The organism is Salinimicrobium gaetbulicola (genome assembly GCF_042676025.1).
Lineage (GTDB): Bacteria > Bacteroidota > Bacteroidia > Flavobacteriales > Flavobacteriaceae > Salinimicrobium > Salinimicrobium gaetbulicola.
This window is the reverse complement of the sequence record NZ_JBHTJP010000032.1, coordinates 670,138-695,481: the sequence shown is the minus strand read 5'-3', so window position 1 is coordinate 695,481 and position 25,344 is coordinate 670,138. Positions and strand designations below refer to the sequence as shown.

Genomic DNA, 25,344 nt, shown 5'->3' with positions numbered 1-25,344 from the left:
ATAAAAAAACCACCTTTTTGGGTGGTTTTTTCGTTTATAAATACTCTGAAATAATACTATCTCAAAATGAGCTTTTTCACCAGCTCTTTTCCCAGTTCTTCGTTCAGCATTTTTACGATCTTATCCTTACCGTAGCTCAATTCTTCCCTTAGTACAGAAGAACTCAATTGCACATACAACGTATCCCGTTCCAGCTTAATGGCCGTAGTGTATTTTTCAATGGCAGGACCCATCTGGCTGTTCCAAACATCCCGTACATTTACCTTGTCGAGACCTTTTTGCAGCTTGTTGTCTGCCACAAATTCCTTCAGGGCATCACTAATACTCAGGTGGTCGTTAATCCTCTTGGCCATAATCTGTTGAATAAGGGGTGAATCGTTTGTAGGTGTAGATGATCCCCAGCTGGTTTAAAATTTTTATTTCGTTTTCTTCGGAAGAGAGCAGGGTCTCTTTCCATGAATTGAAAGGAGTGGTATAGTACAAATTAATACTGTCATTTTCAACCTTCACGGTGAAATTCTCGCGGTCTTCAGAAGTAATGAACGTTCCGCCCAGTTGTGGCCTCACTTTTTTCCGGAAGCCTTCATTTTCTTCCACCTGTATGTAATCTACCATTTCGCTAAACCGGAATTCCTTTTTGATACCTTCAGGAAGTTCAGCGAGTTTGATCTCCCAATAGCCGTTGAGGTTCTCAATTTTTTCTTCAGGAGAACGGGTATCACATCCCAGTAGAATACATGTTAAAAATAGGATCAAAAAAGACCTTTTCATAGCCTGAACATTTTATAGGTTTGACCTGTTTGTTTTACCACTTTCTCAGTTCTGTCTCCATGGGTGTCACTGATAAAAAGCTGTCCCAGTTCATCTGTAGCTACAAGATCTACAATGTGGGCTACGCGGTTTTCATCCAGCTTGTCAAAGATGTCATCCATTAAAAGAATAGGGGAGACCTTACTTAGGTTTTTGATGAAATCGAATTGCGCCAGTTTCAGGGCGATCAAAAATGATTTCTGCTGACCCTGTGATCCAAATTTCTTTATAGGATGTCCCGCGATCTCAAAGCTCAGGTCGTCTTTATGGGTTCCTACGCTGGTATACTGCAGCGCCATGTCTTTTTGAAGGTTATCTTCCAATAGCTTTTTAAAGGGCTCATCCTCCAGCTGACTTTTATAAACCACCGAAACTTCTTCCTTCTCATTGCTGATAGTGGCGTATCTCTTCTGAAAAATAGGAATAAACTCTTCTAAAAACGCTTTTCTCTTTTTATATAAAGTATTACCCAGTTCTTCCAATTGATGGTCATACACCGAAAGTGTGTCCCGGTCAAAAGTGTGATTTGCGGCAAAGTATTTTAAAAGGGAATTTCTCTGGGCCAGGATCTTTCCGTAGTTGATAAGGCTAATGAGATATTGATTGTCACTCTGCGAGATCACCCCGTCAATGAACTTTCTGCGGGTTTCGCTGCCTTCTATAATAAGGTCACGGTCTGCAGGGGAAATGATCACGGTAGGAATAAACCCAATGTGTTCGCTGAATTTCTCGTAAGGTTTATTGTTCCGTTTGATCATCTTCTTCTGGCCTCTTTTGGCGCTTACGATAATCTGTTCTTCACGTCCGTTCTTTTCAAACTCTCCTTCTATCACAAAAAAGTCGGCGTCATGACGAATGTTTTGACTGGTAATAGGGTTGAAGTAGCTTTTTCCGAAGGATAGATGGTAAATACTATCCAAAATATTCGTTTTACCGATCCCATTATTGCCTACAAGGCAATTTATTTTTCGGTCAAACTCAAAAGTAGCCGATTCAAAATTCTTGTAATTTAATAGAGATAAGGATTTTAGAAACATAAACAGCTGTTGTTCAGCAAGATGGTTTTAAAAGAAAATTAAGGAAACTCCCATTCCTTAGGCAGTGCAAATTATGATAAATAAACAAATTATTTCCCTTTTAATTTTAAAGAAATATTCTATTTTTGCCCTTCAATTAACGTTTATTTATGGCAACTTACAAGAAAAGAGGATATAAGCCGAATACCAAAGAAGAACAGCAAAATTCGGTAGAAGATCAATCAACTACAGCTGAAGTATTTAACACCCTTGATGAGGGAGCGAGTAAAACCGAAGAGTGGGTTGCGAAAAATCAAAAGTATATCTTCATTATTATTGGTGCTGCGGCATTGGTGATCCTTGGATACCTAGGATACGAGGAATTCATCCAGGAGCCAAAAGAGGCTGAAGCTGCGAACGAAATGTTCCAGGCACAGCAGTATTTTGATTCTGCACTAGCTGGATCTTCAGCTCAAAGCGATTCTCTTTACAATCTGGCATTGACCGGGGGACAGGGGAAATTCGGATTTGAAGATATCATTGAGAACTATGGTGGAACAAAAGCCGGAAACCTTGCAAACTACTATGCGGGGATGGCTTACCTTAACACGAACCAGTACGATAAAGCTATCGACAGACTTGAAGACTTCAAAAGCGATGACGAAATATTAGCTCCTCTTGCAAAAGGTGCGATCGGGGATGCATTCATGCAGATCGATCAGCCTGAGAACGCGCTTGATTTCTATGAAGAGGCGGCTAAAATGAGAGATAACAGCTTCACAACTCCAAAATTCCTTATGAAAGCGGCTGTGGTTGCGATCAAATTAGGAGAAGGTAGTACTGCTGAAGAATATCTTACCAGAATTAAAAATGAGTACCCAGATGCTCCTGAGGCAAATCAGGTAGCAGTTTACTTAGGGCAGGCTCAGGCAATGCAATAAGAAACTATGGCAACCGAAGGAAAAAATCTTTCAGAATACGATAAAGACACGATCCCAAACGCGAAGGAATTCAGGTTTGGGATCGTCGTTTCTGAATGGAACGATACGATTACCGAAGGTCTTTATGAAGGGGCCAAGAAGGTACTTCTTGAAAATGACGTTTTAGAGCGCAAGATCGAACGTTGGAATGTACCGGGTAGTTTTGAATTGATCTACGGGTGTAAAAAAATGCAGGAGAGCTATGATATGCTCGACGCAATTATTGCCATTGGCAGCGTGATAGAAGGGGAGACCAAACACTTCGATTTTGTATGCCAGGCTGTTTCCCAGGGTATCAAAGATCTGAACGTACAAAGTGACATTCCTGTGATCTTTTGTGTGCTTACAGACCAGAACATGCAGCAGGCGATTGATAGATCTGGCGGGAAGCACGGTAATAAAGGAGCCGAAGCTGCAGTGGCTGCCATTAAAATGGCGCAACTTCGCAAGGACGCCAGGATCTAACCTTCTTTTTCTCACGGCACTGTTTTTGAGGTTAACACTTTGCGTAAGGAACCTTCGGAATTCTTAGGCTTTTTAAGTAAATTTGAGTTTCCGGAAATTAAAGACAGACCAGCGTGAAGATCAATTTCTACAAGCAGCGAAAAAATCAGCGTTATAATTACACTCCTCGTTATTATAATGGCAAGGATACCGGTAATATATATAGTTTCGATTCCAAATTCCATAAATACAGGGAAGCTACCAATGCTATAGATTTTGGATCTCAATGGGCCGAAGCCCGGAAATCCAGCAGGAACCGCGGCAACCGTGAGATCAACATGCGGGTGCTTATCATTATCGCTATTCTGGTTCTTATATTTCTCTGGATCATAGACTTTGATTTATCTATTTTTACCAATCCCCAGTAAATGACTGATGTTATTCATCTCTTACCAGACCATGTCGCGAATCAAATTGCAGCAGGTGAGGTGGTACAGCGACCGGCTTCTGTAATCAAGGAATTGCTTGAGAATTCTATTGATGCCGGCGCGACCAATATAAAAGTACTTGTTAAAGAGGCAGGAAAAACCCTTATTCAGGTTACCGATAACGGTAAAGGAATGAGCCTTACCGATGCGCGTCTTAGTTTTGAAAGACATGCGACCTCCAAGATCAATTCCGCCGATGATCTTTTTAGTTTAAAGACAAAAGGATTTCGAGGAGAAGCCCTGGCTTCTATTGCGGCTATCGCCCATGTTGAGCTGAAGACCCGCCGTGATGAAGACGAAATAGGTACCTGTATTAAAATTGAGGGCAGTGAGGTCGTTTCCCAGGAAGCCTGTGTGACACCTGAAGGAACCACCTTCTGTGTTAAGAACCTTTTTTACAATATCCCTGCCCGAAGAAATTTCCTCAAAAGTGACTCAGTTGAGTTACGCCACATTATTGACGAATTCCAAAGGGTGTCGTTAGCGCATCCCTCAATTCAGTTTTCATTGTTTCATAATGGAAGCGAGTTATTTCAACTGCCGGAAACCAATTTTCGTCAGCGAATCGTAAATATCTTCGGAGGGAAAACCAACGAAAAGCTGGTTCCTGTTGAGGAAGATACCGATATCGTAAAGGTGCACGGATTTGTTGGAAAACCTGAGTTTGCCAAAAAGAGCAGGGGAGAGCAGTTCTTTTTTGTGAATGACAGGTTCATTAAAAGTCCATATTTAAATCATGCCGTGGTGGCAGCTTTTGAAGGTTTACTGAAGGATAAGGCTTATCCAAGCTACTTTTTGTACCTGGAGGTAGACCCCAAGAGTATTGATATAAACATACATCCTACCAAGACTGAGATCAAGTTTGATGACGAGCATTCGCTGTATACTATTTTGCGAAGCGCGATCAAACACAGCCTGGGGCAATTTAATGTAACTCCTGTTTTAGATTTTGACAGGGATTCAACCTTAGATACGCCTTATGAATTTTCCCAAAAGGGAGTGACCCCGCCAAAAGTGGAGGTGGACCCTAATTTTAACCCTTTCAAAAATGAAAGTTCTGGAGGCTATTCTGCGCCTTCTTTCAGAAGGGAAAAATCTGCGGGAAGCTGGGAATCTTTGTATACCAACGTGGAGCAAAGTGACTTCACAGCGGCTTCGGCCATGAGCCAGGTTGAATTTGAGAGTGATGAGGTTACCGGAAACCTTTTTGGGAGCAGTACTGAACAGAATACAGGAAGTACTACTTTTCAGCTGAATAAAAAATATATCGTTTCCACGCTAAAAAGCGGGATCCTGGTCATTGATCAGCATCGTGCTCACAGCCGAATACTTTACGAGGAGCTTCTAAAGAATATAACGGTAACTTCGGCAGTAAGTCAGCAGTTGTTGTTTCCACTTATGCTTCAGTTTTCCACGAATGAAATGGAGCTGTTGAAAGAGATAAAAGACTCCCTGGAGCAAACCGGGTTCATCTTTTCTGAATTCAGTAAAGATTCCGTGGAGATCACCGGGATTCCTACACAAATTTCTGAGAGTGAAGTTAACATTCTGCTGGAACAACTATTGTCAGACCTTGAAAATGAGGTTCCCGGCGCCAGTTTTTCTCAGATAGATGTACTTTCAAAATCCCTGGCTAAAGGAATGGCAGTAAAGTCAGGTACGGTACTGAATTCCGCAGAACAACAAAATATTGTTAATAGTCTGTTTGCCTGTAAAGAATCTTCGTTATCTCCGTATAATAAACCTATCTTTATTACGCTAACTGTAGACGAATTGGATAAAAAATTCATGTAAATGGGAAGAATTACAGAAACCGTAAAGGTTTTATTGATCATTAATATCATATTTTTTGTAGGTACGCTAGCGATTGGAGAACAGGCTTATCAGTATTTTTCCCTTTGGTTCTTTAAGAATGACAATTTTGGCGTTTGGCAGGTTCTAACGCATATGTTCATGCATGGCGGTTTTATGCATATTCTTTTCAATATGTACGCTTTGTGGGCTTTTGGTAGTCCTATAGAGCAAATGCTGGGCAAGAACAAGTTCATTTTTTTCTATTTTTCCGCAGGATTCGGTGCTGCTATCATCCACACGCTGGTAAATTTTTATCATTATCAGGCAGGTTATAACGCTTTACTGGATGCGGGGATGGAGACCCAGGCGATACAGACTTTACTGGAAACAGGACAGTATTCAACCGGAATATTGAATTCGGTATCACAAGACATGCTGCAGGAATTTTATATGTCTTACAATACTCCTGCGGTAGGAGCCTCGGGAGCAATATATGGTATTTTAGTGGCGTTTGGAATGTTGTTTCCTAATGTAGAATTGTTTTTGATATTCGTTCCCGTGCCTATTAAAGCTAAGTTTTTTATTCCTGCTTTGATCGCGCTTGACCTCTTTTCTGGTGTCACAGGATATTCTATATTTGGGGGAGGTATCGCACATTTTGCTCACGTGGGAGGTGCTCTATTTGGTTTTATAATGATGTGGTACTGGAAGAAAAACCAGTTTAATCAAAACAGATGGGATTGATGAGAAGGTCCGGAAACTTTAGGTATAAACTCAAAACGGCGACGGTCACAGAGAAGTTGATCGTGGTCAATGTTGCTGTGTTTGTACTTTTTTTCCTTTTTAAGACCATAGCTTATCTCTTCCAATTACCATCTGACTTTCTTTTGGAATGGTTCGTTTTTCCGAAGGAACCTGGAGAATTCCTTTTCAAGCCCTGGTCGATAATCACCTACGCTTTCTTGCATAGTGGTATTTGGCATATACTTTCCAATATGCTTATTCTGTATTACGCTGGCATTTATTTTCTGAATTATTTTTCACCAAAAAAGCTGCTTAATTTCTATTTTTTGGGAGCCATATTTGGGGCGTTGGTCTATATGGCCAGTTATAATCTCTTTCCTGCTTTTCAAGGCCTGGGTCGTTCTTATTTACTGGGTGCTTCGGCTGCGGTAATGGCGGTGTTGGTAGGGATCGCTACCCATATTCCACATATGCGAATAAGGTTGATCATTATTGGAAGTATCAAATTTTGGTGGATCGCGGCCTTTTTTGTGGTACTTGATGTGGTTCAGATCCCCATCAGTAATCCGGGTGGTCATTTAGCACACCTTGGGGGCGCTGCCTTCGGATATATCTACGCAAAACAACTTGGGAAAGGAAATAATATAGCAAGCGGATTTGAGCGGATGATGGATTGGTTTGGATCGCTCTTTTCCGGAAGTAAACCCGCCAGGAAAAGCAATCTCAAGACCGTTCATAGAAGAAAAAATACGACAGGAACTGCCTCGACATTTACTACCACCAGTCAGCGCAATAAGAAGGAAGAGCAGGAGAAGATAGATGCTATCCTTGATAAGATAAGTAAAAGCGGTTATGATAGTCTTACCAAACAGGAAAAAGACTATTTGTTTAATGCCGGAAAAGATAATTGATGAGAGGCCTCAACTGGTTCGATAAGTTTTTGTTCTTTTTGAATTCGCTTTTCGCGGTGGCATTGCTATTCTCATATTTACTTCCTTATATTCCACCAAGCACTTTTGCCTTATTATCAGTATTTAGCCTTGGAGTGCCGTTTTTGATGCTGGTTAATTTTATCTTTTTTCTCTTTTGGCTTTTTAGGCTAAGAAGACAGTTGTTGCTTTCTCTGATCGTACTTTTACTGGGTTTCAACCATCTTACATCAATCTATGAGATCTCTTCGGAAGAAGAGGTGACTCCCGAAGCAGATCCAATTAAGGTTTTGACCTACAATGTGCGGCAATTCAACCAATATGGCTGGGCTGACCGGAAGGATATTCCACAGAAAATATCACGTTTTGTAAAAGGTCAGGATCCTGATATTATTACCATGCAGGAGTATTACAGGGGTGAATTGAACATTGCAAACAGTTTTCCTTATAAATACATCAATCAGAAAGATCAAAATGCCGAATTTGGACTTGCGATCTTTTCTAAATTCCCCATCATCAATCAGGGATCCTTAGATTTTCCTACCAAAAGTAATAACAATGCGATCTATGCTGATGTTGTAAAAGGAGATGATACCCTCAGGGTCATAAATGTACATTTGCAGTCCTTCAGCTTGAAGCCTAATATGGATAAGCTCGAAAAAGAGCATTCTAAAAGAGTGTTTTTGGGAATGGGGCAGACTTTTGTCAAGCAGCAGCGACAAATGGAGCTGGTCGTAGACCTAGTTAAGTCAAGTCCCTACCGTTTGGTTTTAATGGGAGATTTCAATAATACCGCGTATTCCTATATTTATCGGGAACTTAAATCTGAAGGTTTATTTGATGCCTACAAAGAAGCCGGGAATGGTTTCGGAAGGACATTCGATTACAAATTCTTTCCACTTCGTATAGATTTTATCCTGGCCGATGAGAGCCTGGAAGTATTGAAATTTGAGGATTATGAAGTGCCTTATTCAGATCACTTTCCAATAAGCGCAACCTTCAGTTTAAAATAATTCTATTTCCTGATTTTCCAGGTAGTTCAGGGCGTTTGGTCCCTCATTGAAGATCAGGTCGATCACGCTTAAGTTATTGAGGTACCCGAATTTAGTGTCGAAAACCTGTGTATAAGGTTCAAAATTGAATTCTTTTCGTCCTTTTGCCTGCACCAGGGAGCGAGCGTCTATCACATCTTCCGGCTTCAAAATGAATTCACTGGTCTTGGAATAGTCCAGATCAAGCTGTAATGCTTCCAGGACTGTATGTAAACAGTCGTAATTGAACTCCATTAGGAAGTCATACTTTTTACTGTATAACGGTTCGAATTCATCTTCATAGAATTCGAAAAAAGGAGAGGTGCGATATACGGTCTGCAATGACCTCCAGTGTTGTTTTTGCCAGTCAAAGTCATTTTCGATCCTGACTTCCCTGTATTTTTGGTGTTGGGTCTTATTCCCTGAATGTTTTATGGGAATATTCAGTAAAAGCTTTCCGTTTGCGCCATAAATGTACTGGCGGTTGCGATATGTCTGTTTTTGGTAATTATCCTCATTTTCAAAGACCACGTTGTCGGCCTTTGCTATAGCGACAAATTGAGAAACCGGTCCAAAATAACAGGGATGTAAAAGAACAGTATTCATCTCTTACTTTTTACTCTTCTTTTTCTTGAAAAAACTATAGCCTAAAAGTCCAACGATAACTACCAGGAAGTAGGGGAAATAAGAGACCGGTTCGCCATCACCGCCAACTGTGGTGAACATGCGATCCCATCTTATTTTACTAAAACCTGATTTATTAGGATCCAGGCTCAACCAGATGAACACCGGTTTTCCAACTACGTGGTTTTGGGGAACATACCCCCAGTAGCGACTATCTTCACTATTGTGGCGGTTATCTCCCATCATCCAGTAGTAATTCTGTTTGAAGGTATATGAATTTACTGGTTGGCCATTCAATAGCACCTGGGTTCCATTGAGCGACAATTCGTTGTCAATACCCATCTCCAAACCTTCGTAGGTTTCTATGATACGGCGGTAGAATGGGAAAGTTTTTATTGTAAGATCTACTGTCTCTCCTTTTTTCGGAATATAGACTGGTCCGAGGTTATCCCCGTTCCATGGAGTTTTATTGTTGTTAGGAAAGATCTTGGTCTCTTTGCTTCCCTTTGGTGCGATCTGTCTCTCGATGGAGGCAACGTTTGGATTGTTCTTTAAGCGCTCAAAGGCCTCTTCTGAAAGGGACTGGATAAAGAACTGGTTGGTGTTGGGGTCGTAATAAGAAGGATCTGTGATTCCGTACATATTGTATAGGGTGTATGGATCCAGCGCCTGACCTTTTGTGGTTCCAACGTAGGAATATTGTGGTTTTGCTCTGTCCGGAAGTTGTAAAGGTTCATTGTTGATATGCACTTTACCATCAATGATCTTTAAAGAATCCCCCGGCATACCAACAGCGCGTTTTACGTAGTTGGATTTCTTGTCTATCGGTTTATCATACCTCATTCCCGATCGGTCGAAGAACTTACGTACGGTATCTACCGGCCAGTTGAAGACCACTATATCATTTCTTTCAATTTCTTCAAAACCGGGTAACCTAAAATATGGAATAGAAGGCTCGTTCAGATACGATTTTACACCCACTCCCGGAATGGTGTCATGTACCATTGGAAATGCTATAGAAGTGATAGGAGTGCGCGCCCCGTAATGGAACTTGCTTACAAAAAGGTAATCTCCTACCAGTAAAGTCTTTTCAAGGGAAGATGTAGGAATCGTAAAAGGTTGCATCACATAAGTGTGAACAATAGTGGCGGCTACCACCGCAAAAAGTATGGAGCTTATCCATTCTCCCGCCGCGCTTCCAGGATGCAGGGAACGCTCTTCACGATATTTTACATCAGAAACATAATTGACGTAATAGATGTAGAGTCCTAAAGTAATGAGTACCAGGATCGTGTCGGCGGTAGAGGTTCTGCCAAAACTTCTGATGGTCTCCACCCAAATAACCGGAAACATGATAAGGTTCACAATAGGAATGAACAGCAGGATCACCCACCACCACGGGCGGTTAATGATCTTCATTAAAATTACGGCATTATATACCGGGATGGCTGCTTCCCAGGCCTTGCGCCCGGCTTTTTTATATAATCTCCAGGTTCCTAGAAAATGTATTAGTTGGACAACCAGGAAAAAAAGGATCCATTCTGTGAAAGTCATGATTTATTCTTTGTGGTTATTGGTATTAACAGCTGAAAGTTTGTTACACTAAAACAAAACATCTTTCATGCTGAATACACCTTTTTTGTTCTGAATCCATTCTGCAGCGATTATTGCTCCAAGTGCGAAACCGTCTCTGGAATGGGCAATATGTTCAATTTTAAGGGTGTCAATAGGTGACTTATAGGAGACCACGTGTGTTCCAGGTACATTTTCAATGCGTTTGGCCATGATCGGGATTTCCCCTTCTTCGGCACGATTGAGCCTCCAGCCTTTACGGTCTGTATTCTCCATGATCTGTTCGGCGAGGGTGATCGCTGTTCCACTGGGAGCATCCAGTTTTTGGGTATGATGGATCTCTTCAATTCCAATAGCATATTCGGGAAAAGAGCTCATCATTTCAGCGAGTTTCTTGTTCAACTCAAAAAAGAGGTTTACTCCAAGGCTAAAATTGGAAGCATAGATAAAAGCCCCGTCATTTTCTTTACAGCTGGCAACGGCCTCATCATATCGTTCAAGCCAACCTGTGGTTCCGGAGATCACGGGTATGTTTTGCTCAAAACAAGTGGTAATATTTTCAAAGGCTGCATCGGGCACACTAAAATCTATGGCAACGTCGACCTTTGAAAGATCGTAGTTTTTAATTTTCTCTTTGATAGTGTAAACGATCTCATGACCACGGTCTTTAGCTAATCGCTCGATCGTCTGCCCCATCTTTCCGTATCCTAAAAGAGCTATTTTCATATCAAAATTGGTAGTTTAAAGAAAGTCCGTAACCCGTTTTTCCGGAGTATTGGTCAAAGTCGACCGCTGGTTTTACTGAAAGATCTTCGCTAACATTGAATTGCTGAAGGTGGGCATCCACATTAGCATCAATAATATTCAGCGCGTAAAGTCCTAATGTTACCAGGACCGAGATCTCCTTGTTGCGCTGGTAAAATCGCTGCGCTTCGATCAGTCCATTAGTAGAAACAATAGGTTCTCCGTTGGCATCTGAAAATTCATCGGTAGTCTTTCCTGCAAGCCTGCTTTTGTAGGCATCACGGTATCTATCGTATTGCTGGTCGTTGTCAATGTAAAAATACACGCCTATACCTAAAGCGGTATATACCACAGGTATTTTCCAGTACTTTCCATTATAGGCCTGTCCCAATCCCGGTAATACAGCAGAATAAAAGGCTGCGCGGGCAGGGGAGAGCGGATCGTAAGGTTCATACGCCGGCTCTTCCACCACTTTTTGGGCACTTACAAGAAGGGTATCTTGTTGCGCAAATAAGGGTCCGACAAAAAGTAGAAAAAGAATAAATAATATGGAAGTTCTACTCTTCACCGTAGATTATTTTTTTCAGTCTTTCGAGATCTTCTTCTGAAGTAAACGGAATAATTAACCTTCCGTTTCCTTTTTTCGCCACCTTCACATCGACTTTAGTTCCCAGGCGTTCTGAAAATTCCTTGATGCTTTTCTTGATGTTCTTCGGAAGGACAGGAGCTGCCGCTTTTCCTTCCGGTTTTCCTTCCTGAAGATTCCTCACCAGTTTTTCGGTCTCTCTTACAGAAAGCGAATTCGCAAGGATCTTTTCGTAGATCTCCAGCTGGGTTTGAGTATCCTCAATATTAATAAGTGTACGACCGTGGCCCATAGACAGGAAACCATCTCTCATTCCTGTTTGAATGATCGGGTCTAACTTTAATAATCTCAGGTAGTTCGCGATGGTAGAGCGATTCTTTCCAACGCGTTCACTCAGTTGTTCCTGAGTTAGGTTGATCTCATCAATGAGTCGCTGATAAGAAAGTGAGATCTCGATAGGATCAAGATCCTGCCTCTGAATATTTTCTACCAGTGCCATTTCCAGGGATTCCTGGTCGTTGGCGATCCTGATATAGGCCGGAATGGTTTCAAGTCCAACGAGCTTTGAAGCCCGAAAACGACGTTCTCCCGATACAAGCTGATATTGATTGTAACCCAGCTTACGTACTGTAATTGGCTGGATCACTCCTAACTCCCTGATGGAAGAAGCCAGTTCTCGTAAAGCATCTTCATTAAAGCTGGTCCTTGGCTGAAAAGGGTTCACCTCAATAGCCTCAAGTTCCAGTTCTACAATATGTCCAACCAGTTTGTCAGCATTTTTATCTTCCGCCGATTTAATATCATTTTGAGGATCTTTCAATAAAGCTGAAAGTCCTCTTCCCAGTGCCTGTTTCTTGGTCGCCTTCGCCATCTTCTCCTAACTGTTTTTCTTTATGATCTCGTGTGCAAGATTCAGGTAGTTCGTAGCTCCTTTACTTCCCGCGTCATAATTGATAATACTTTCCCCGTAACTAGGGGCTTCACTTAAACGTACATTTCGTTGAATGATTGTTTTGAACACCATTTCATCAAAATGTTTCTGAACTTCCTCTACCACCTGATTTGACAACCTCAAACGGGAGTCATACATGGTAAGCAGAAGGCCTTCGATATCCAATTTATTATTGTGGATCTTTTGAACACTCTTGATAGTATTTAAAAGTTTACCCAGTCCTTCTAATGCGAAATACTCACATTGTATCGGGATGATAACCGAATCTGCTGCGGTAAGCGCGTTCAGGGTCAATAATCCCAGGGAAGGAGCGCAATCTATAAGAACATAATCATATGTTTCCTTAAGGTGTCCAATAGCCTTTTTTAACATGTATTCACGTGCATCCTGATCTACAAGTTCAATTTCTATCGCTACAAGATCTATATGAGCAGGAATGATGTCCACGTTTGGAGACTCGGTCTTCATAATGGCTTCTTCCGCTTTAATAGAATGCTCTAACAGTTGGTAGGTTCCCAGCTCGATACTTTCAACATCAATACCAAGTCCTGAGGTAGCATTTGCTTGAGGATCGGCATCAATTAAAAGAACTTTCTTTTCCAACACCCCTAAGGATGCCGCTAGGTTCACAGAAGTTGTAGTCTTTCCTACTCCTCCTTTTTGATTTGCAATGGCAATAATTTTACCCATTAAATTTTTTGGATTTAAAAGGTAAAAATACAATTTATTATATGTTTACGAAAGGTAATTTGTTAACAGTTTTAAGAATGTTACCCGCATTTTAGTAGGTTTTTCTTGACAAGCATCATAAAAAAACCGGCTGGAATTTCTCGAATTCACAACCGGTTCTGATTATTTTCCTTAGAAGATTTCTGTTAATTGTTTTTCTTCGCTTTGATCATTGATTCCAGCATGTCCCACATTTCCTCAGGTATTGCTTCCAGGAGATTGAACTGTCCTGCACCCTTAAGCCATTCTCCACCATCAATAGTGATTACTTCCCCGTTCACGTATGCTGAAAAGTCTGAGACCAGGTAGGCTGCAAGGTTGGCAAGTTCCTGATGTTCTCCCACTCGCTTAAGCGGAACTTTCTTGGAAAGATCGAACTTTTCTTTGAGATCACCCGGCAATAATCTGTCCCAGGCACCTTTAGTTGGAAATGGACCAGGAGCGATCGCATTTGATCTAATTCCGTATTTGGCCCATTCCACGGCCAGAGATCGTGTCATGGCTAACACCCCTGCCTTGGCAGTAGCACTAGGTACTACATAGGCTGAACCTGTCCAGGCATAAGTTGTTACAATGTTAAGTATGGTCTTGTTTTTCTCCCCTTTATCTATCCAGTGTTTTCCGAAGGCGAGGGTACAGTTCTTGCTTCCCTTAAGTACAATGTCAATGATAGTATCAAAGGCATTCGCACTTAATCTTTCGGTTGGTGAAATGAAGTTTCCTGCAGCATTGTTCAGCAAAATATCCACAGATCCAAATTCCTTAACGGTTTGGTCCAGCATGTTTTCCACTTCCTCGTAATTCCTTACATCACATTGCAGTGGCAAACAGGTTCCTCCGGTTTCTTCTTCAAGTTCTTTTGCTGTATTCTGAAGTTTTTCCAAGTTCCTGGAACTAATGGCAACTTTTGCACCTAATTCCAAAAAGTATTTAGTCATGGCTTTTCCCAAGCCGCTGCCGCCTCCTGTCACTACAATATTCTTGCCTTTTAAAGCGTCATCTCGAAGCATTTTTTGAGTATAATCCATGGGAAATTTGATTTTAATTGGTTGTTTATAAGTTTTTTTCTGAGGTTAATCAGACTTGATTTATTCTTCTATTAAGATTTCGAGCAATTGAATGGCCGCGTCACTTATTTTTGTGCCGGGACCGAAAACGGCTGCCGCACCTGCATCAAATAGGAACTGGTAGTCTTGTGATGGAATGACTCCACCCACAATGACCATGATGTCTTCACGCCCATATTTCTTTATTTCTTCAATAACCTGGGGCACCAATGTTTTGTGTCCGGCTGCCAGTGAAGAGACTCCCAGAATGTGCACGTCATTTTCTACCGCTTGTTTGGCTGCTTCGGCCGGGGTTTGGAATAACGGGCCAATATCTACATCAAAACCAACATCAGCATATCCTGTGGCGACTACTTTAGCGCCGCGATCATGCCCGTCTTGTCCCATTTTAGCAATCATGATCCTTGGCCTGCGACCTTCCTGTTCCGCAAATTGATCGGCCATTTTTCTGGCTTTTTTGAATGAAGAGTCGTCTTTTATTTCTTTTGAATACACACCGCTAAAGGATTGGATTTTTGCTTTATAGCGACCGTAAACTTCTTCAAGTGCATCACTGATCTCTCCTAAAGATGCTCTTTCCCGGGCCGCTTCTACTGCTAAAGCTAGCAAATTTTGTTCACCCGAACGGGCTGCTTCGGTGAGATTCTTTAACGCTCTTGAAACTTTTTCAGAATTTCTTTCACCTCTTATTTTTTTAAGTCGTTCAACTTGCTGGCGGCGAACCGTTTGGTTGTCTACTTCCAGCGTGACTATAGGATCTTCTTTTTCCCGGCGATATTTATTTACTCCCACAATGATATCCTGGCCACTGTCAATTCGGGCCTGTTTTATTGCGGCTGCTTCCTCAATTCTCAATTTCGGGATTCCGGCTTCAATGGCTTTTGTCATCCCTCCAAGTTCTTCTACCTCCTGGATAAGATCCCAGGCTTTTTCGGCGATCTCATTGGTGAGGGACTCTACATAATAGCTGCCTGCCCAAGGATCGACCGTTTTAGTGATCTTTGTTTCCTGTTGCAAATGCAGCTGAGTATTGCGGGCAATACGGGCTGAAAAATCTGTTGGTAGGGCAATTGCCTCATCCAGGGCATTTGTATGTAAACTCTGAGTTCCTCCGAATGCCGCTGCAGCTGCTTCTATGCAGGTGCGGGCAACATTGTTGAAAGGGTCCTGCTCGGTCAAGCTCCAGCCACTGGTCTGGCAATGGGTTCGTAAGGCTAAGGATTTTTCATTTTTAGGATTGAACTGTTTAACCAGTTTCGCCCATAAAGCTCGGGCGGCTCGCATTTTTGCGATTTCGGTAAAATGGTCCATTCCAATAGCCCAGAAAAATGATAATCGGGGTGCGAAACTGTCAATATCCATTCCCGCTTCCAGTCCTTTTCTTATGTATTCCAGTCCGTCCGCCAGGGTATATGCCAGCTCAATCTCACTGGTAGCACCGGCTTCCTGCATGTGGTATCCTGAGATACTGATACTGTTGAAGCGGGGCATATTTTTGGAAGTATATTCAAAAATATCTGAAATGATCTTCATGGAAGGAGTGGGAGGGTAGATGTAAGTGTTCCTAACCATAAACTCCTTTAAAATGTCATTTTGGATGGTCCCTGAAAGTAGTTCAGGTTTAACGCCTTGTTCTTCGGCGGCAACTATATAAAAGGCCATAATAGGTAAAACCGCGCCATTCATGGTCATGGAAACCGACATTTTATCAAGCGGGATCTGGTCGAAAAGGATCTTCATATCTTCAACCGAATCAATGGCAACCCCGGCTTTTCCTACGTCACCTACAACCCGCTCATGGTCACTGTCATAACCTCTGTGTGTTGGCAGATCAAAGGCTACTGAAAGTCCTTTTTGGCCTGCGGCAAGATTCCTGCGGTAGAAAGCGTTACTTTCTTCAGCAGTTGAAAATCCAGCGTATTGCCTGATGGTCCAAGGCCTGCGTACATACATGGTGCTGTAAGGTCCGCGCAAATAGGGCGGGATCCCTGCGGCAAATTTCAAATGGTGCAGGTTCTCAATGTCCTTTTGGGAATAGGTTTTTGAACCTTCAGGTGTTTTAGCATCCTGATGATCCCTTTCCTTGGTAATTGCTATATGTTGAAGATCTTTTCTGCTCATGGTCTGGTTGGTTGAGAGAAGTAATAATAAATTTTAAGGCCTTAGACCTCCTGCGTTAATCGCTCCTGTTCTGCCTTTTCTGCCAGTCGTTTTTCAATGACCGGCGGTAAAAGCGTTTTTCGGGGTTTTTGCTTTAAAAATGGATATAATTCCAGTTCCTCTTTCATCCGGTCATCAGGATTGGGGTGTTTATTGGTGCCTATTAATGCAAGTTCACCAGAATCAAATTGCTCCTGTTCCTTAGTGGCACTTTCTGAAATTTTCTTCTGAATAACTCCTTCTTTTAGCTGGGTAAGGAATCCGCCGCCTTTTTCAATCTCTTTAAAGATATCCAGGGCTTTTTCAGCCATTTGATTAGTGAGGGTTTCAATATAGTAACTTCCTTCTGCCGGATTCGCCACTTTCTCGAAGTAACTTTCATGCTTGAGGATCAATAACTGGTTTCTGGCGATCCTTCTTCCAAATTCATTATTCTTATGGTAAATAGCATCATAAGCCATATTGCAGACGCTGTCAGCACCTCCAAGAATGGCACTCATGCACTCTGTAGTGGTGCGCAGTAAATTGACGTTGAAGTCATAAAGTGTCTTATTTCTTTTGGAAGGCTGAGCCAGAATATGACAGGTTTCTGAAAACCCGTATTCTTTGGCCAGTGAAGCTAACAATACCCGTAGTGCTCTTATTTTCGCGATCTCGAAAAAGTAATTTGGGCCTGAGGCAACAATAAATTGAAATTCGAGGTTTTCTTTTTCTTCGGAAAGATCTTCTTGCGCAATGTGATTGAAGTACTCATTTGCGTGAGCCATCGCATACGCCAGTTGCTGCGGAATATTCGCTCCCGCATTTTGATACAGGCTTGTATCAATGGAGATCACCGATTTGAAATTCTTGCACTTCTGAAGTACTTCCCCTAATTCCTTGTGATCACTATTAAGATCCTTGTACCAGTTACCGGAACGTGCGAGATTACCCAAAAGATCAACCTGAAGGAAAACGTTTGAGTTTCCGCTCACCACCTTATCCAGTTTTTTGAAATAATCTGCCGATAAGAATTCCGGTTTTAGGTACACCGTGGTTTCTTTCAGATCAATATCCTTAAAAAGGATCTCGGGCTCAATTTCTTCCGAAGGGATTATAAACCATAGTCCTTCAGCACCTTTTTCAAGAGCATCAAGAGCTTTTTTATTAGATCTTTCCGCAAAAGAAACATAGATCTGCTCTATGATATTCCATGCCTGCGGGGAATTAACTTTCTGGGGAGTAGGGGTGTCATCAGGATGATAAAAAGGCTTTACATCGATCCCGTCCAGAGAATTCCAGACCAGAGTGTCATTATAATCGGCACCTTTTAGATCAAACTGGATCTTTTGTTTCCATTGTTTGGCCGATACCTCCTCAAATTCATCGAATAAATTTTTGGTCATTGTCAGTAATTTTATAACCGGAGGCAGCGAAGAGAGAAAGGATCTTATTCCTTTTGATGCTCTATAATAAAGATCTCCTCGTTCTCTCTTTTCATGAAATATTCCCGACGGGCAAATTTTTCAAGTTCCAGAGAGTCGTCCAGTTTTTCAATAATAGCTTTGTCTTTTGCGATCTCATTCAGGTAATACTGCTTGTTCTTTTCGAGATCTTCAATTTCGTTGTCCAGTTCATGATGGATCAGCCAGGAATTGCTGTCCAGAAAAAGCATCCAGACTACAAATGAGATAGTCACCAACAGGTATTTGTTGCTGAAAATTTTAAACCATTTATTATCGCGGATCTTTTTCAATTTCATGTCTGAAAGATACAAAATTAGAGTAAACGCTGCCTAATGATTGTCTGAACGATATCAACAGCTACCGTGTTATAGCGGTTGGTTGGAATAATAATATCTGCGAATTCCTTGGTGGGTTCTATGAATTGCTGATGCATAGGTTTTAAAGTGGTCTGGTATCTTGTCAATACCTCGTCAAGATCACGGCCTCTGTCGGCAATGTCACGCTTTAATCTTCTTATTAAACGCTCATCACTATCTGCGTGAACATAGATCTTGATGTCAAACATTTCGCGAATTTCGGGATGGGTAAGAATCAGGATCCCTTCTACGATAATCACTTTTCGGGGTTCGATCTCTATAGTTTCTCCCGTACGATTGTGCTCTTTAAATGAATAAACCGGTTGCTGAATATTCTTCCCGGCCTTAAGATCTTTCAAGTGTGTTACCAAAAGATCAAAATCAATGGATTTAGGGTGGTCGAAATTTATCTTTTTTCGATCTTCAAAGTTTAAGTGGGTGGTATCCTGGTAGTATGAATCCTGAGAAATTACATCTACTTCTTCATTTTTTAACTCTTCAATAATCTGGTTTACTACAGTAGTCTTTCCACTCCCGGTACCACCGGCAATTCCAATGATCAACATATTCCTTCAATTTTGCTGCAAAGGTAATTATTTAGCTTTTTATAAAATCCCTTTTATTTTGCTATAGCACTAACTTCTTCAGCCGATACGGGTTCTTTTACTGAATTTTCCCAGGAGTGAAAAATATAATTCAGGACATCTGCTGTTTCCTGGTCGGTCAATCCAAGCTCTGGCATTAAATTGTCATATTCAACACCATTAACCTCAATTAGGCCATTCAACCCATATTTTACAGCATGTATGGTTTCTTTCCTTTTTTCGGTCAGCCAATTCGATTTGTTCAAAGGAGGAAAGACACCCTCTATTCCTTGTCCTCCCGAAAGATGACAGGACGCACAAAAATTACTGTAAATAGAGGCGCCACGGGAAATACTTTCTTTCAATTCGGGACTTTTGTCACTCTGGGCCAGGGGGGCGGTTTGTTCTTTTCCTGTATTGTCCTTACATGAGAGGATTGACAATACTAATAGAAACAGAAGGTATTTTCTCATTATTGCTTCGGAATTATTTTTACAATGCCTTTGTTTTCAACTGAAACATAAATGAATCCATCAGGCCCCTGAACAATGTTGCGAACCCTTCCGATTCCCTCAAGTAACTTTTCTCGTGCGGTTACCGTTTTTCCGTCTAGGGAAAGGTGTTCCACATACTGGAATTTCAATGATCCCGCTAAAAGATCTCCTTGAAGGTTCGGGTATTTTTCAGAAGTAATAAAAGCGAATCCACTTGGCGCGATAGACGGAACCCAGTAGTAAATAGGATCGGTATAATCGGGTCCGGATGTTTGCTGAGTGATAGTAGTGCCATCATAGTTTTCTCCAAAAGTAACCTTCGGCCATCCGAAATTGGCTCCTTTTTGAACCACATTTATCTCATCACCTCCCTTTGGGCCGTGTTCGTGAACCCAAATTTCTCCGGTTTGCGAATTATAAATCATTCCTTGCGGATTGCGGTGCCCGTATGAATAAATGGCTTCTTTAGCATTTGCGTTACCTACAAAAGGATTGTCAGCCGGGATACTTCCGTCGTCATTTAGCCTGTAGACCTTCCCGCCATCACGGGTAATATCCTGCGGATTTTCATCTCGATTCCCACGGTCTCCTACACTGAAATATAACTGCCCTTCCTTGTCAAAAGTTATCCTGGAGCCAAAGTGCTGACCTCGGGTAGAGTTTGGTGAAGCCTTATAAAGTTGCTCTTTATTGATAAGTTTTCCATTTTCTAATTTTGCACGCATCAAAGCGGTATTTCCACCCTGACCTTCTCCTTCAGATGAAGCAAAGGTGAAATAGAGCCAGCCATTATTTTCATAATCGGGGTGAAGTGTGATATCTAATAATCCACCCTGCCCCCGGACATAAACCTGTGGAACTCCTTCTACCTTTTGTTTATTACCATCTTTGAAGTGAATTATCTCACCGCTTTTTTCAGTGATCAGCATACTGCCATCTGGTAAAAAGGCCATACCCCAACCAATTTGAAGATCTGGAACTACAGTTTCATATTGGTATTCTGTGGAGGTCATTTGACTATCGGGAATTGTTATAGCCTTGCTGTTTTCTTGCAGGGTGTCATTGGTAACTGCCTGTTCTTTTTGAATTGATTTGTCGTTGTCATTACAACCTATAATCAGTAATGCGAATATTCCCAGGAATATTAATGGTTTCATAGCCTTGCTTTTTAGAATATCCAAATATAAAGAATTCAAATTTTTGGTAAAGTAAAATCGTGAGTCAATAAGTTGCAATGACTTCTAAATTTTGAAAAACAAAAAAAGCCTTACACTTTCATGTAAGGCTTTTAGTCGGGGTGGCAGGATTCGAACCTGCGGCCTCCTGCTCCCAAAGCAGGCGCGATAACCGGGCTACGCTACACCCCGAAGGTCATCTATATATCGTTTTGCTCCTCGTTTCTTAATCTTCTGTTCTAAAACCATTGCTTCGGAACGCTCAGAAACTTCTTTTAACAAAACTACTTTCCAGGGAATTCCATATTTAGTGGAATTAACTCTTCCTGAATTGTGTCTTTTCAATCTTTCTTCGATATCCGCTGTTTGACCAACATAATATCGTGAACTTTTTTCGCTAAAAAGAATGTATACAAACATCTTTTTATTTTTATGGCCTTCCCGCCAGGGCGGGACGCGATAACCGGGCTACGCTACACCCCGCTAACAAGTAGTTATTTACTTGTTAGCGGCTGCAAATATAGAAAAACCTTTAGGTTCTGTTCCTATATTAGGTGTCTTTTTTCCAGGAAAAAAATCACCTTCCTGCATTTGGCTGAAAATCAACCCGGTCGTAAAGCGAGAAATTAATTTTTTGATTAAATATCGGACATATGAGTCCGATCATATTTTGGTAGTAAAAACTTCTCTTTTTTTACACTATAATTTAATAGTTAAAACCTTAAAGATGCTTAGAACAGTACAATTACTGGGATTTTTACTTTTCACTTTTCCCCTTTTTGCTCAGACATTTGAAACAGATCTTCAAATACGTCCTCGATTTGAATATAGAAACGGTTATAAAACCTTACTATCAGAACAGCAGGATGGAGCTGAATTTATTTCGCAGAGGTCACGCATAAATTTCAATTTCGCGCATGAAGCATTGGAACTTAAACTTTCACTTCAGAACGTAAGAGTCTGGGGCGATGTTCCTACGATGCGTACCGCCGATAATAATGGGATCGCCCTTTTCGAGGCTTATGGTCAATATAACTTAAGTCCTGATTTTAGATTTAAACTGGGGCGACAGGTGCTTTCTTATGACAATCAAAGAATTTTAGGTGAAGTAGGGTGGGCGCAGCAGGCTCAAAGTCATGATGCGGCTCTTTTCACCTGGTTGCCCAAGGAGAAACATCGTTTAGACGTGGGGATTGCTGTAAACGCGCCGGCAGAAACACTCTTCGAGGTACCTTATACCGTAAATTCCTATAAGAATATGCAATTCGCCTGGTATCACCTGGATCGTCAAAATGTAGCTTTCAGCTTTCTGGTTATGAATACCGGTTATGAATTCACTAATGGAGTAGATGAGCAGGAAATTGACTATTTACAGACCTACGGGGCCTTTCATAAGTTTTCAAAAGGTTCCTTTTCAGGAGATATTGCGGTATATGGGCAAACAGGAGAAAGAAATGATAAAACCGTCTCTGCCTGGTATGGAGGTTTGAACCTGAACTACAAACTTTCAGGTGAATGGAAAATAGGTGCCGGAACTGAATATTTTTCGGGAACAGATCTCGGAAGTGCCGGTAATATAAATTCTTTTACTCCTTTATTCGGAACAAACCACGCCTTTAACGGACTTATGGATTACTTTTTTGTTGGGAATCATCAAAACAGTGTAGGGTTGTTAGATATCTTCGGAAAGTTGACTTATTCAAAGGATAAATTCAATTTCATGGCGACTCCACACCTGTTTTCGGCAACTGCCGAACTTGGCGGGGAAGACAAATACCTGGGAACTGAAGTGGATCTTGCTGCGGGGTACAAGTTCAGTAAAGATGTTGCTGTAAATATTGGATATTCTCAAATGTTCGGGACTGATTCTCTTGAGATCCTTAAAGGAGGGGACAGTGGAAGAACTCAGAACTGGGCTTATGTAATGGTAAATTTCAATCCGACAATATTTACTTCTGCCAAGGCAGATTAAGATTTGTGTTTTTTTTTTGTTGATGAAAGCCGAAGTGTCAATTATGATGCTTCGGCTTTATCTTTTATAAGTATTATCCGGTCTGCTTAAAAATCGATTTTTTCCCTTTGATAATTTCAAATAAGCTGTTTAATTTGCAATACAATTCGGGATGTGGCGCAGTCCGGTAGCGTATACGTCTGGGGGGCGTAGGGTCGCAGGTTCAAATCCTGTCATCCCGACAAGCATAAAAGTGATGCGAAAGCATCACTTTTCTTGTTTTCAGAGGCGGCCAAAACTTGTTTTGGTAAGCGATCTGAAAACAAGAAAAGCAGCCAGGCGCAAGCCTGCTGGACTTTTATATTTCCAGCGCTGGATGTAAAGTGATTCTCTAAATCCTTTTTTTGAAACTCTTGTTTTGGTAAGCGATCTGAAAACAAAAAAAATCCTGCAGATCTTTCTGCAGGATTTTTTGCTATTCAGGAAAGTTAAAACCTTATAATTTCTTCAACCCTTTGGTCTCTCATTTTTCCGCAGGAATAATACTGATAGCATATCCTCCGCCCGGTACAGACAACTTTGATAGTTTAGATTTGTTGGTCACCACCACCTTTTTGATCTCATAGGCCTGAGGATTTGTTTTGTAATGTGCATCCTTAGCATCTGAATAGATGGTCGCGATGTATTTTTGTCCCTTATTAAGAAAATCGAAGTTGATCCTGGATGTCCTTGGTGTTTCTCCGTTTACGTTTCCAATAAACCAGTTTTCGCTGCCTTTTTCTTTTCGGGCAACCGTAATATAATCTCCGGGTTCAGCCTCCAAATAGATACTTTTATCCCAATCAAGAGCAACATCTTTTATGAACTGGAAGGCATCAGGAAAGCGCTTATAATTTTCAATAAGGTCGGCTGCCATTTGCAACGGACTGTACATGGTAACATATAGTGCAAGTTGATTTGCTAATGTGCTGTTCACGTGGGAGTCGTTATCAGGGCTGAATGTGCTGATATCCATTTCAAATATTCCCGGGGTGTAATCCATAGGACCTCCCTGGAGACGGGTGAACGGAAGTACGGTCACATGATTTGGCTTTGATCCGCCAAACGCCTGGTATTCGGTACCTCGTGCCGATTCATTTCCTATAAGGTTTGGATAGGTTCTTGCAACGCCCGTAGGTCTTACCGCTTCATGAGCGTTCACCATGATCTTAAAATCTGCGGCCTTTTCGATCGCGTATTGATAATGGTTCACTAGCCACTGACTATAATGATTTTCTCCCCTCGGAAGCATGTCTCCTACATAGCCGCTTTTCACTGCGTTGTACCCGTTATCCTTCATGAATTGATAAGCCTCATCCATGTGGCGCTCATAGTTACGGACGGAAGAGGATGTTTCATGGTGCATGATCATTTCTACCCCTTTACTTTTCGCATAATCCCTGACTTCTTCCAGGTCAAAATCAGGATAAGGAGTAACGAAATCAAAAACGTAATCTTTGGAATGACCAAACCAGTCTTCCCAACCAATGTTCCAGCCTTCTACCAAAACTCCGTCAAAACCATGTTCGGCAGCAAAGTCAATGTATTCTTTCACGTGTTCAGTTGTCGCGCCATGAGTGTCATTCGGTTTAGCTGAATCGTAATCTGTTTCCCCAAGTCTTACTGCAGAGAAATCATCGGTATAATGCCAGGAGCTCTTGCCGGTGATCATTTCCCACCACACCCCAATGTACTTCATGGGTTTGATCCAGGAAGGGTCTTCGATGGCGATTGGATCGTTTAAATTATAGATCATTCTGGATGCCAAGATCTCTCTTGCATCATCACTGACCATAATAGTTCTCCATGGCGTATGAGTTGGTGCGATCATGAATGCTTTGTCTCCATTTACGTCGGGTGTCAACCATGATTCAAAGATCATCTTCTCATCATCAAGATCCAGGTGCATGGCCGGGTAATCTATAAGTGCCGCTTCATGCAGGTTGATATAAAGTCCGTTTTCAGATTTCATCATTAATGAAGTTTGTACTCCAGTAGGTGAAAAAGAAGTTTGGGATATGTTCGCAGTGATCGAACTTGCCATGCGCTCTCTTATTTCTGAAAGTCTGGATTCGGTATAATCATATTCCTGGGTGTCATAATCTCCAGGGATCCAGAAAGCGGTATGATCACCACTCATGGCGAATTGAGTTTTCTCATCTTCTATGACAAAGTGGCCTAGTTCTTTTTGCTGCGGAAATTCATAGCGAAAACCAAGTCCTTCGTCAAAAAGGCGAAATCGAACGATCATTTTTCTTCCTGTTTCTTCCTGTGTCAGGGTAACAGCCATTTCGTTATAGTGATTGCGAATCTCCTTTTCTTCTCCCCAAACCGGTTTCCAGGTTTCGTCAAAAGTGGATGTTTCAACATCAGCCTGGGAAAAACTATTAAATAGATCAGCCTCATCATTTTTAAGGTCCAGGCCTAGTTTACTTTCTTTAATTACCTGTTTGTCTTTATAAGTAAGAGTGTAAGTAGGGGTGCCATTTTCAAGCAGTGAAAATTCCATTTCAAGATTACCATTCGGAGATTCTAGTTCCTGCGCACTCACAAGGCCGGCAAGACTCATCCAGAGGCAGGACATAACCAACAATTTGTTCATCATTTTCATATTATAGGGTTTCTGTTAA

The 25,344-nt window shown here is 41.5% G+C and carries 26 protein-coding genes and 2 tRNA genes; 9 read left to right on the top strand and 19 right to left on the bottom strand.

The genetic code is table 11. The annotated features are described in order from the left end of the window. Nucleotides 1-56: 56 nt before the first annotated feature. The 3 genes from ACFQ1G_RS04675 to recF are packed head-to-tail and all read right to left on the bottom strand — an operon-like array spanning nucleotide 57 to nucleotide 1,847. Nucleotides 57-353 carry a DUF721 domain-containing protein gene (locus tag ACFQ1G_RS04675; RefSeq protein WP_380737112.1) on the bottom strand — a complete coding sequence of 99 codons (297 nt, stop codon included), beginning with the start codon at nucleotides 351-353 and terminating at the stop codon, nucleotides 57-59. Next, nucleotides 337-771 carry a lipocalin family protein gene (locus ACFQ1G_RS04670; RefSeq protein ID WP_380737111.1) on the bottom strand — a complete coding sequence of 145 codons (435 nt, stop codon included), beginning with the start codon at nucleotides 769-771 and terminating at the stop codon, nucleotides 337-339. The genes ACFQ1G_RS04675 and ACFQ1G_RS04670 overlap by 17 nt, the downstream gene beginning before the upstream one ends. Beyond that, on the bottom strand, nucleotides 768-1,847 hold the full coding sequence (recF, locus tag ACFQ1G_RS04665) for a DNA replication/repair protein RecF (protein ID WP_380737110.1): 1,080 nt from the start codon (nucleotides 1,845-1,847) through the stop codon (nucleotides 768-770). Before recF ends, ACFQ1G_RS04670 begins: the two co-directional genes overlap by 4 nt. Before the next feature lie 149 nt (nucleotides 1,848-1,996). On the opposite strand from recF, the gene ACFQ1G_RS04660 reads away from it, so the two are divergent. From ACFQ1G_RS04660 to ACFQ1G_RS04630, 7 genes are all read left to right on the top strand, one after another. Beyond that, nucleotides 1,997-2,767, top strand: coding sequence for a tetratricopeptide repeat protein (locus ACFQ1G_RS04660; RefSeq protein ID WP_380737109.1), 771 nt, complete (start codon nucleotides 1,997-1,999; stop codon nucleotides 2,765-2,767). A gap of 6 nt (nucleotides 2,768-2,773) precedes the next feature. After that, on the top strand, nucleotides 2,774-3,271 hold the full coding sequence (gene ribH / locus ACFQ1G_RS04655; RefSeq protein ID WP_380737108.1) for a 6,7-dimethyl-8-ribityllumazine synthase: 498 nt from the start codon (nucleotides 2,774-2,776) through the stop codon (nucleotides 3,269-3,271). 113 nt (nucleotides 3,272-3,384) lie between these two features. Then, nucleotides 3,385-3,678, top strand: coding sequence for a hypothetical protein (locus ACFQ1G_RS04650; protein WP_380737107.1), 294 nt, complete (start codon nucleotides 3,385-3,387; stop codon nucleotides 3,676-3,678). Further along, a complete protein-coding gene (mutL, locus tag ACFQ1G_RS04645; protein ID WP_380737106.1) occupies nucleotides 3,679-5,532 on the top strand; it encodes a DNA mismatch repair endonuclease MutL in 1,854 nt (617 codons plus the stop codon). Beyond that, nucleotides 5,533-6,276, top strand: a complete 744-nt coding sequence (locus ACFQ1G_RS04640; RefSeq protein ID WP_380737105.1) for a rhomboid family intramembrane serine protease — start codon at nucleotides 5,533-5,535, stop codon at nucleotides 6,274-6,276. Then, complete coding sequence (locus ACFQ1G_RS04635; RefSeq protein WP_380737104.1) at nucleotides 6,276-7,187, top strand: rhomboid family intramembrane serine protease; 912 nt, start codon at nucleotides 6,276-6,278, stop codon at nucleotides 7,185-7,187. The genes ACFQ1G_RS04640 and ACFQ1G_RS04635 overlap by 1 nt, the downstream gene beginning before the upstream one ends. Further along, entirely contained in the window at nucleotides 7,187-8,218 is a 1,032-nt protein-coding gene (locus ACFQ1G_RS04630; RefSeq protein ID WP_380737103.1) for an endonuclease/exonuclease/phosphatase family protein, read from the top strand. The genes ACFQ1G_RS04635 and ACFQ1G_RS04630 overlap by 1 nt, the downstream gene beginning before the upstream one ends. On the opposite strand, the gene ACFQ1G_RS04625 is transcribed toward ACFQ1G_RS04630, so the two are convergent. From ACFQ1G_RS04625 to ACFQ1G_RS04555, 15 genes are all read right to left on the bottom strand, one after another. Beyond that, nucleotides 8,210-8,842, bottom strand: coding sequence for a WbqC family protein (locus ACFQ1G_RS04625; protein WP_380737102.1), 633 nt, complete (start codon nucleotides 8,840-8,842; stop codon nucleotides 8,210-8,212). The genes ACFQ1G_RS04630 and ACFQ1G_RS04625 overlap by 9 nt on opposite strands. Before the next feature lie 3 nt (nucleotides 8,843-8,845). Beyond that, entirely contained in the window at nucleotides 8,846-10,414 is a 1,569-nt protein-coding gene (lepB, locus tag ACFQ1G_RS04620) for a signal peptidase I (protein ID WP_380737101.1), read from the bottom strand. Nucleotides 10,415-10,462: 48 nt separating this feature from the next. Continuing rightward, entirely contained in the window at nucleotides 10,463-11,158 is a 696-nt protein-coding gene (dapB, locus tag ACFQ1G_RS04615) for a 4-hydroxy-tetrahydrodipicolinate reductase (RefSeq protein WP_380737100.1), read from the bottom strand. 1 nt (nucleotide 11,159) lies between these two features. Then, nucleotides 11,160-11,744, bottom strand: coding sequence for a DUF5683 domain-containing protein (locus ACFQ1G_RS04610; RefSeq protein ID WP_380737099.1), 585 nt, complete (start codon nucleotides 11,742-11,744; stop codon nucleotides 11,160-11,162). Beyond that, nucleotides 11,734-12,633 (bottom strand): ParB/RepB/Spo0J family partition protein, encoded by a 900-nt coding sequence (locus ACFQ1G_RS04605; protein WP_380737098.1) that lies wholly within the window; start codon nucleotides 12,631-12,633, stop codon nucleotides 11,734-11,736. The genes ACFQ1G_RS04610 and ACFQ1G_RS04605 overlap by 11 nt, the downstream gene beginning before the upstream one ends. Before the next feature lie 6 nt (nucleotides 12,634-12,639). Continuing rightward, nucleotides 12,640-13,404 carry a ParA family protein gene (locus ACFQ1G_RS04600; RefSeq protein ID WP_380737097.1) on the bottom strand — a complete coding sequence of 255 codons (765 nt, stop codon included), beginning with the start codon at nucleotides 13,402-13,404 and terminating at the stop codon, nucleotides 12,640-12,642. Nucleotides 13,405-13,589: 185 nt separating this feature from the next. Continuing rightward, complete coding sequence (locus tag ACFQ1G_RS04595) at nucleotides 13,590-14,471, bottom strand: SDR family oxidoreductase (protein ID WP_380737096.1); 882 nt, start codon at nucleotides 14,469-14,471, stop codon at nucleotides 13,590-13,592. 60 nt (nucleotides 14,472-14,531) lie between these two features. Further along, nucleotides 14,532-16,631: a methylmalonyl-CoA mutase gene (gene scpA, locus ACFQ1G_RS04590; protein WP_380737095.1), complete on the bottom strand. Its 2,100-nt coding sequence runs from the start codon at nucleotides 16,629-16,631 to the stop codon at nucleotides 14,532-14,534. A 41-nt stretch (nucleotides 16,632-16,672) separates the two neighbouring features. Further along, nucleotides 16,673-18,055, bottom strand: a complete 1,383-nt coding sequence (locus tag ACFQ1G_RS04585; RefSeq protein ID WP_380737094.1) for a methylmalonyl-CoA mutase subunit beta — start codon at nucleotides 18,053-18,055, stop codon at nucleotides 16,673-16,675. 44 nt (nucleotides 18,056-18,099) lie between these two features. Further along, complete coding sequence (locus ACFQ1G_RS04580; RefSeq protein ID WP_380737093.1) at nucleotides 18,100-18,411, bottom strand: FtsB family cell division protein; 312 nt, start codon at nucleotides 18,409-18,411, stop codon at nucleotides 18,100-18,102. Nucleotides 18,412-18,428: 17 nt separating this feature from the next. Continuing rightward, nucleotides 18,429-19,037 carry a uridine kinase gene (gene udk / locus ACFQ1G_RS04575; protein ID WP_380737092.1) on the bottom strand — a complete coding sequence of 203 codons (609 nt, stop codon included), beginning with the start codon at nucleotides 19,035-19,037 and terminating at the stop codon, nucleotides 18,429-18,431. A 53-nt stretch (nucleotides 19,038-19,090) separates the two neighbouring features. Next, nucleotides 19,091-19,528 (bottom strand): c-type cytochrome, encoded by a 438-nt coding sequence (locus ACFQ1G_RS04570; RefSeq protein ID WP_380737091.1) that lies wholly within the window; start codon nucleotides 19,526-19,528, stop codon nucleotides 19,091-19,093. Beyond that, entirely contained in the window at nucleotides 19,528-20,706 is a 1,179-nt protein-coding gene (locus ACFQ1G_RS04565; protein ID WP_380737090.1) for a PQQ-dependent sugar dehydrogenase, read from the bottom strand. The genes ACFQ1G_RS04570 and ACFQ1G_RS04565 overlap by 1 nt, the downstream gene beginning before the upstream one ends. Before the next feature lie 135 nt (nucleotides 20,707-20,841). Beyond that, nucleotides 20,842-20,916, bottom strand: a tRNA-Pro gene (locus tag ACFQ1G_RS04560). Beyond that, nucleotides 20,902-21,144 carry a GIY-YIG nuclease family protein gene (locus tag ACFQ1G_RS04555; protein WP_380737089.1) on the bottom strand — a complete coding sequence of 81 codons (243 nt, stop codon included), beginning with the start codon at nucleotides 21,142-21,144 and terminating at the stop codon, nucleotides 20,902-20,904. Before ACFQ1G_RS04555 ends, ACFQ1G_RS04560 begins: the two co-directional genes overlap by 15 nt. A gap of 307 nt (nucleotides 21,145-21,451) precedes the next feature. Here ACFQ1G_RS04555 and ACFQ1G_RS04550 point away from each other — a divergent pair, with 307 nt between their 5' ends. Beyond that, the gene (locus tag ACFQ1G_RS04550; protein ID WP_380737088.1) at nucleotides 21,452-22,696 is read left to right on the top strand and encodes an alginate export family protein; all 1,245 of its coding nucleotides are present in this window, start codon (nucleotides 21,452-21,454) and stop codon (nucleotides 22,694-22,696) included. 147 nt (nucleotides 22,697-22,843) lie between these two features. Further along, nucleotides 22,844-22,917 (top strand) — tRNA-Pro (locus ACFQ1G_RS04545). A gap of 281 nt (nucleotides 22,918-23,198) precedes the next feature. Here ACFQ1G_RS04545 and ACFQ1G_RS04540 read toward each other — a convergent pair. Then, the gene (locus tag ACFQ1G_RS04540; RefSeq protein ID WP_380737087.1) at nucleotides 23,199-25,298 is read right to left on the bottom strand and encodes a glycoside hydrolase family 97 protein; all 2,100 of its coding nucleotides are present in this window, start codon (nucleotides 25,296-25,298) and stop codon (nucleotides 23,199-23,201) included. Between the last annotated feature and the right edge of the window lie 46 nt (nucleotides 25,299-25,344).

What these genes read in the sequence shown, in the direction of transcription:
- ACFQ1G_RS04670 (WP_380737111.1), bottom strand. Translation starts at nt 771, where the DNA reads ATGAAAAGGTCTTTTTTGATCCTATTTTTAACATGTATTCTACTGGGA.
- ACFQ1G_RS04600 (WP_380737097.1), bottom strand. Translation starts at nt 13,404, where the DNA reads ATGGGTAAAATTATTGCCATTGCAAATCAAAAAGGAGGAGTAGGAAAG.
- mutL (WP_380737106.1), top strand. Translation starts at nt 3,679, where the DNA reads ATGACTGATGTTATTCATCTCTTACCAGACCATGTCGCGAATCAAATT.
- ACFQ1G_RS04660 (WP_380737109.1), top strand. Translation starts at nt 1,997, where the DNA reads ATGGCAACTTACAAGAAAAGAGGATATAAGCCGAATACCAAAGAAGAA.
- ACFQ1G_RS04580 (WP_380737093.1), bottom strand. Translation starts at nt 18,411, where the DNA reads ATGAAATTGAAAAAGATCCGCGATAATAAATGGTTTAAAATTTTCAGC.
- ACFQ1G_RS04630 (WP_380737103.1), top strand. Translation starts at nt 7,187, where the DNA reads ATGAGAGGCCTCAACTGGTTCGATAAGTTTTTGTTCTTTTTGAATTCG.
- ACFQ1G_RS04595 (WP_380737096.1), bottom strand. Translation starts at nt 14,471, where the DNA reads ATGGATTATACTCAAAAAATGCTTCGAGATGACGCTTTAAAAGGCAAG.
- recF (WP_380737110.1), bottom strand. Translation starts at nt 1,847, where the DNA reads ATGTTTCTAAAATCCTTATCTCTATTAAATTACAAGAATTTTGAATCG.
- ACFQ1G_RS04640 (WP_380737105.1), top strand. Translation starts at nt 5,533, where the DNA reads ATGGGAAGAATTACAGAAACCGTAAAGGTTTTATTGATCATTAATATC.
- ACFQ1G_RS04585 (WP_380737094.1), bottom strand. Translation starts at nt 18,055, where the DNA reads ATGACCAAAAATTTATTCGATGAATTTGAGGAGGTATCGGCCAAACAA.
- ACFQ1G_RS04540 (WP_380737087.1), bottom strand. Translation starts at nt 25,298, where the DNA reads ATGTCCTGCCTCTGGATGAGTCTTGCCGGCCTTGTGAGTGCGCAGGAA.
- ribH (WP_380737108.1), top strand. Translation starts at nt 2,774, where the DNA reads ATGGCAACCGAAGGAAAAAATCTTTCAGAATACGATAAAGACACGATC.
- ACFQ1G_RS04605 (WP_380737098.1), bottom strand. Translation starts at nt 12,633, where the DNA reads ATGGCGAAGGCGACCAAGAAACAGGCACTGGGAAGAGGACTTTCAGCT.
- ACFQ1G_RS04550 (WP_380737088.1), top strand. Translation starts at nt 21,452, where the DNA reads ATGCTTAGAACAGTACAATTACTGGGATTTTTACTTTTCACTTTTCCC.
- udk (WP_380737092.1), bottom strand. Translation starts at nt 19,037, where the DNA reads ATGTTGATCATTGGAATTGCCGGTGGTACCGGGAGTGGAAAGACTACT.
- ACFQ1G_RS04555 (WP_380737089.1), bottom strand. Translation starts at nt 21,144, where the DNA reads ATGTTTGTATACATTCTTTTTAGCGAAAAAAGTTCACGATATTATGTT.
- ACFQ1G_RS04635 (WP_380737104.1), top strand. Translation starts at nt 6,276, where the DNA reads ATGAGAAGGTCCGGAAACTTTAGGTATAAACTCAAAACGGCGACGGTC.
- scpA (WP_380737095.1), bottom strand. Translation starts at nt 16,631, where the DNA reads ATGAGCAGAAAAGATCTTCAACATATAGCAATTACCAAGGAAAGGGAT.
- ACFQ1G_RS04565 (WP_380737090.1), bottom strand. Translation starts at nt 20,706, where the DNA reads ATGAAACCATTAATATTCCTGGGAATATTCGCATTACTGATTATAGGT.
- ACFQ1G_RS04570 (WP_380737091.1), bottom strand. Translation starts at nt 19,528, where the DNA reads ATGAGAAAATACCTTCTGTTTCTATTAGTATTGTCAATCCTCTCATGT.
- lepB (WP_380737101.1), bottom strand. Translation starts at nt 10,414, where the DNA reads ATGACTTTCACAGAATGGATCCTTTTTTTCCTGGTTGTCCAACTAATA.
- ACFQ1G_RS04675 (WP_380737112.1), bottom strand. Translation starts at nt 353, where the DNA reads ATGGCCAAGAGGATTAACGACCACCTGAGTATTAGTGATGCCCTGAAG.
- ACFQ1G_RS04625 (WP_380737102.1), bottom strand. Translation starts at nt 8,842, where the DNA reads ATGAATACTGTTCTTTTACATCCCTGTTATTTTGGACCGGTTTCTCAA.
- dapB (WP_380737100.1), bottom strand. Translation starts at nt 11,158, where the DNA reads ATGAAAATAGCTCTTTTAGGATACGGAAAGATGGGGCAGACGATCGAG.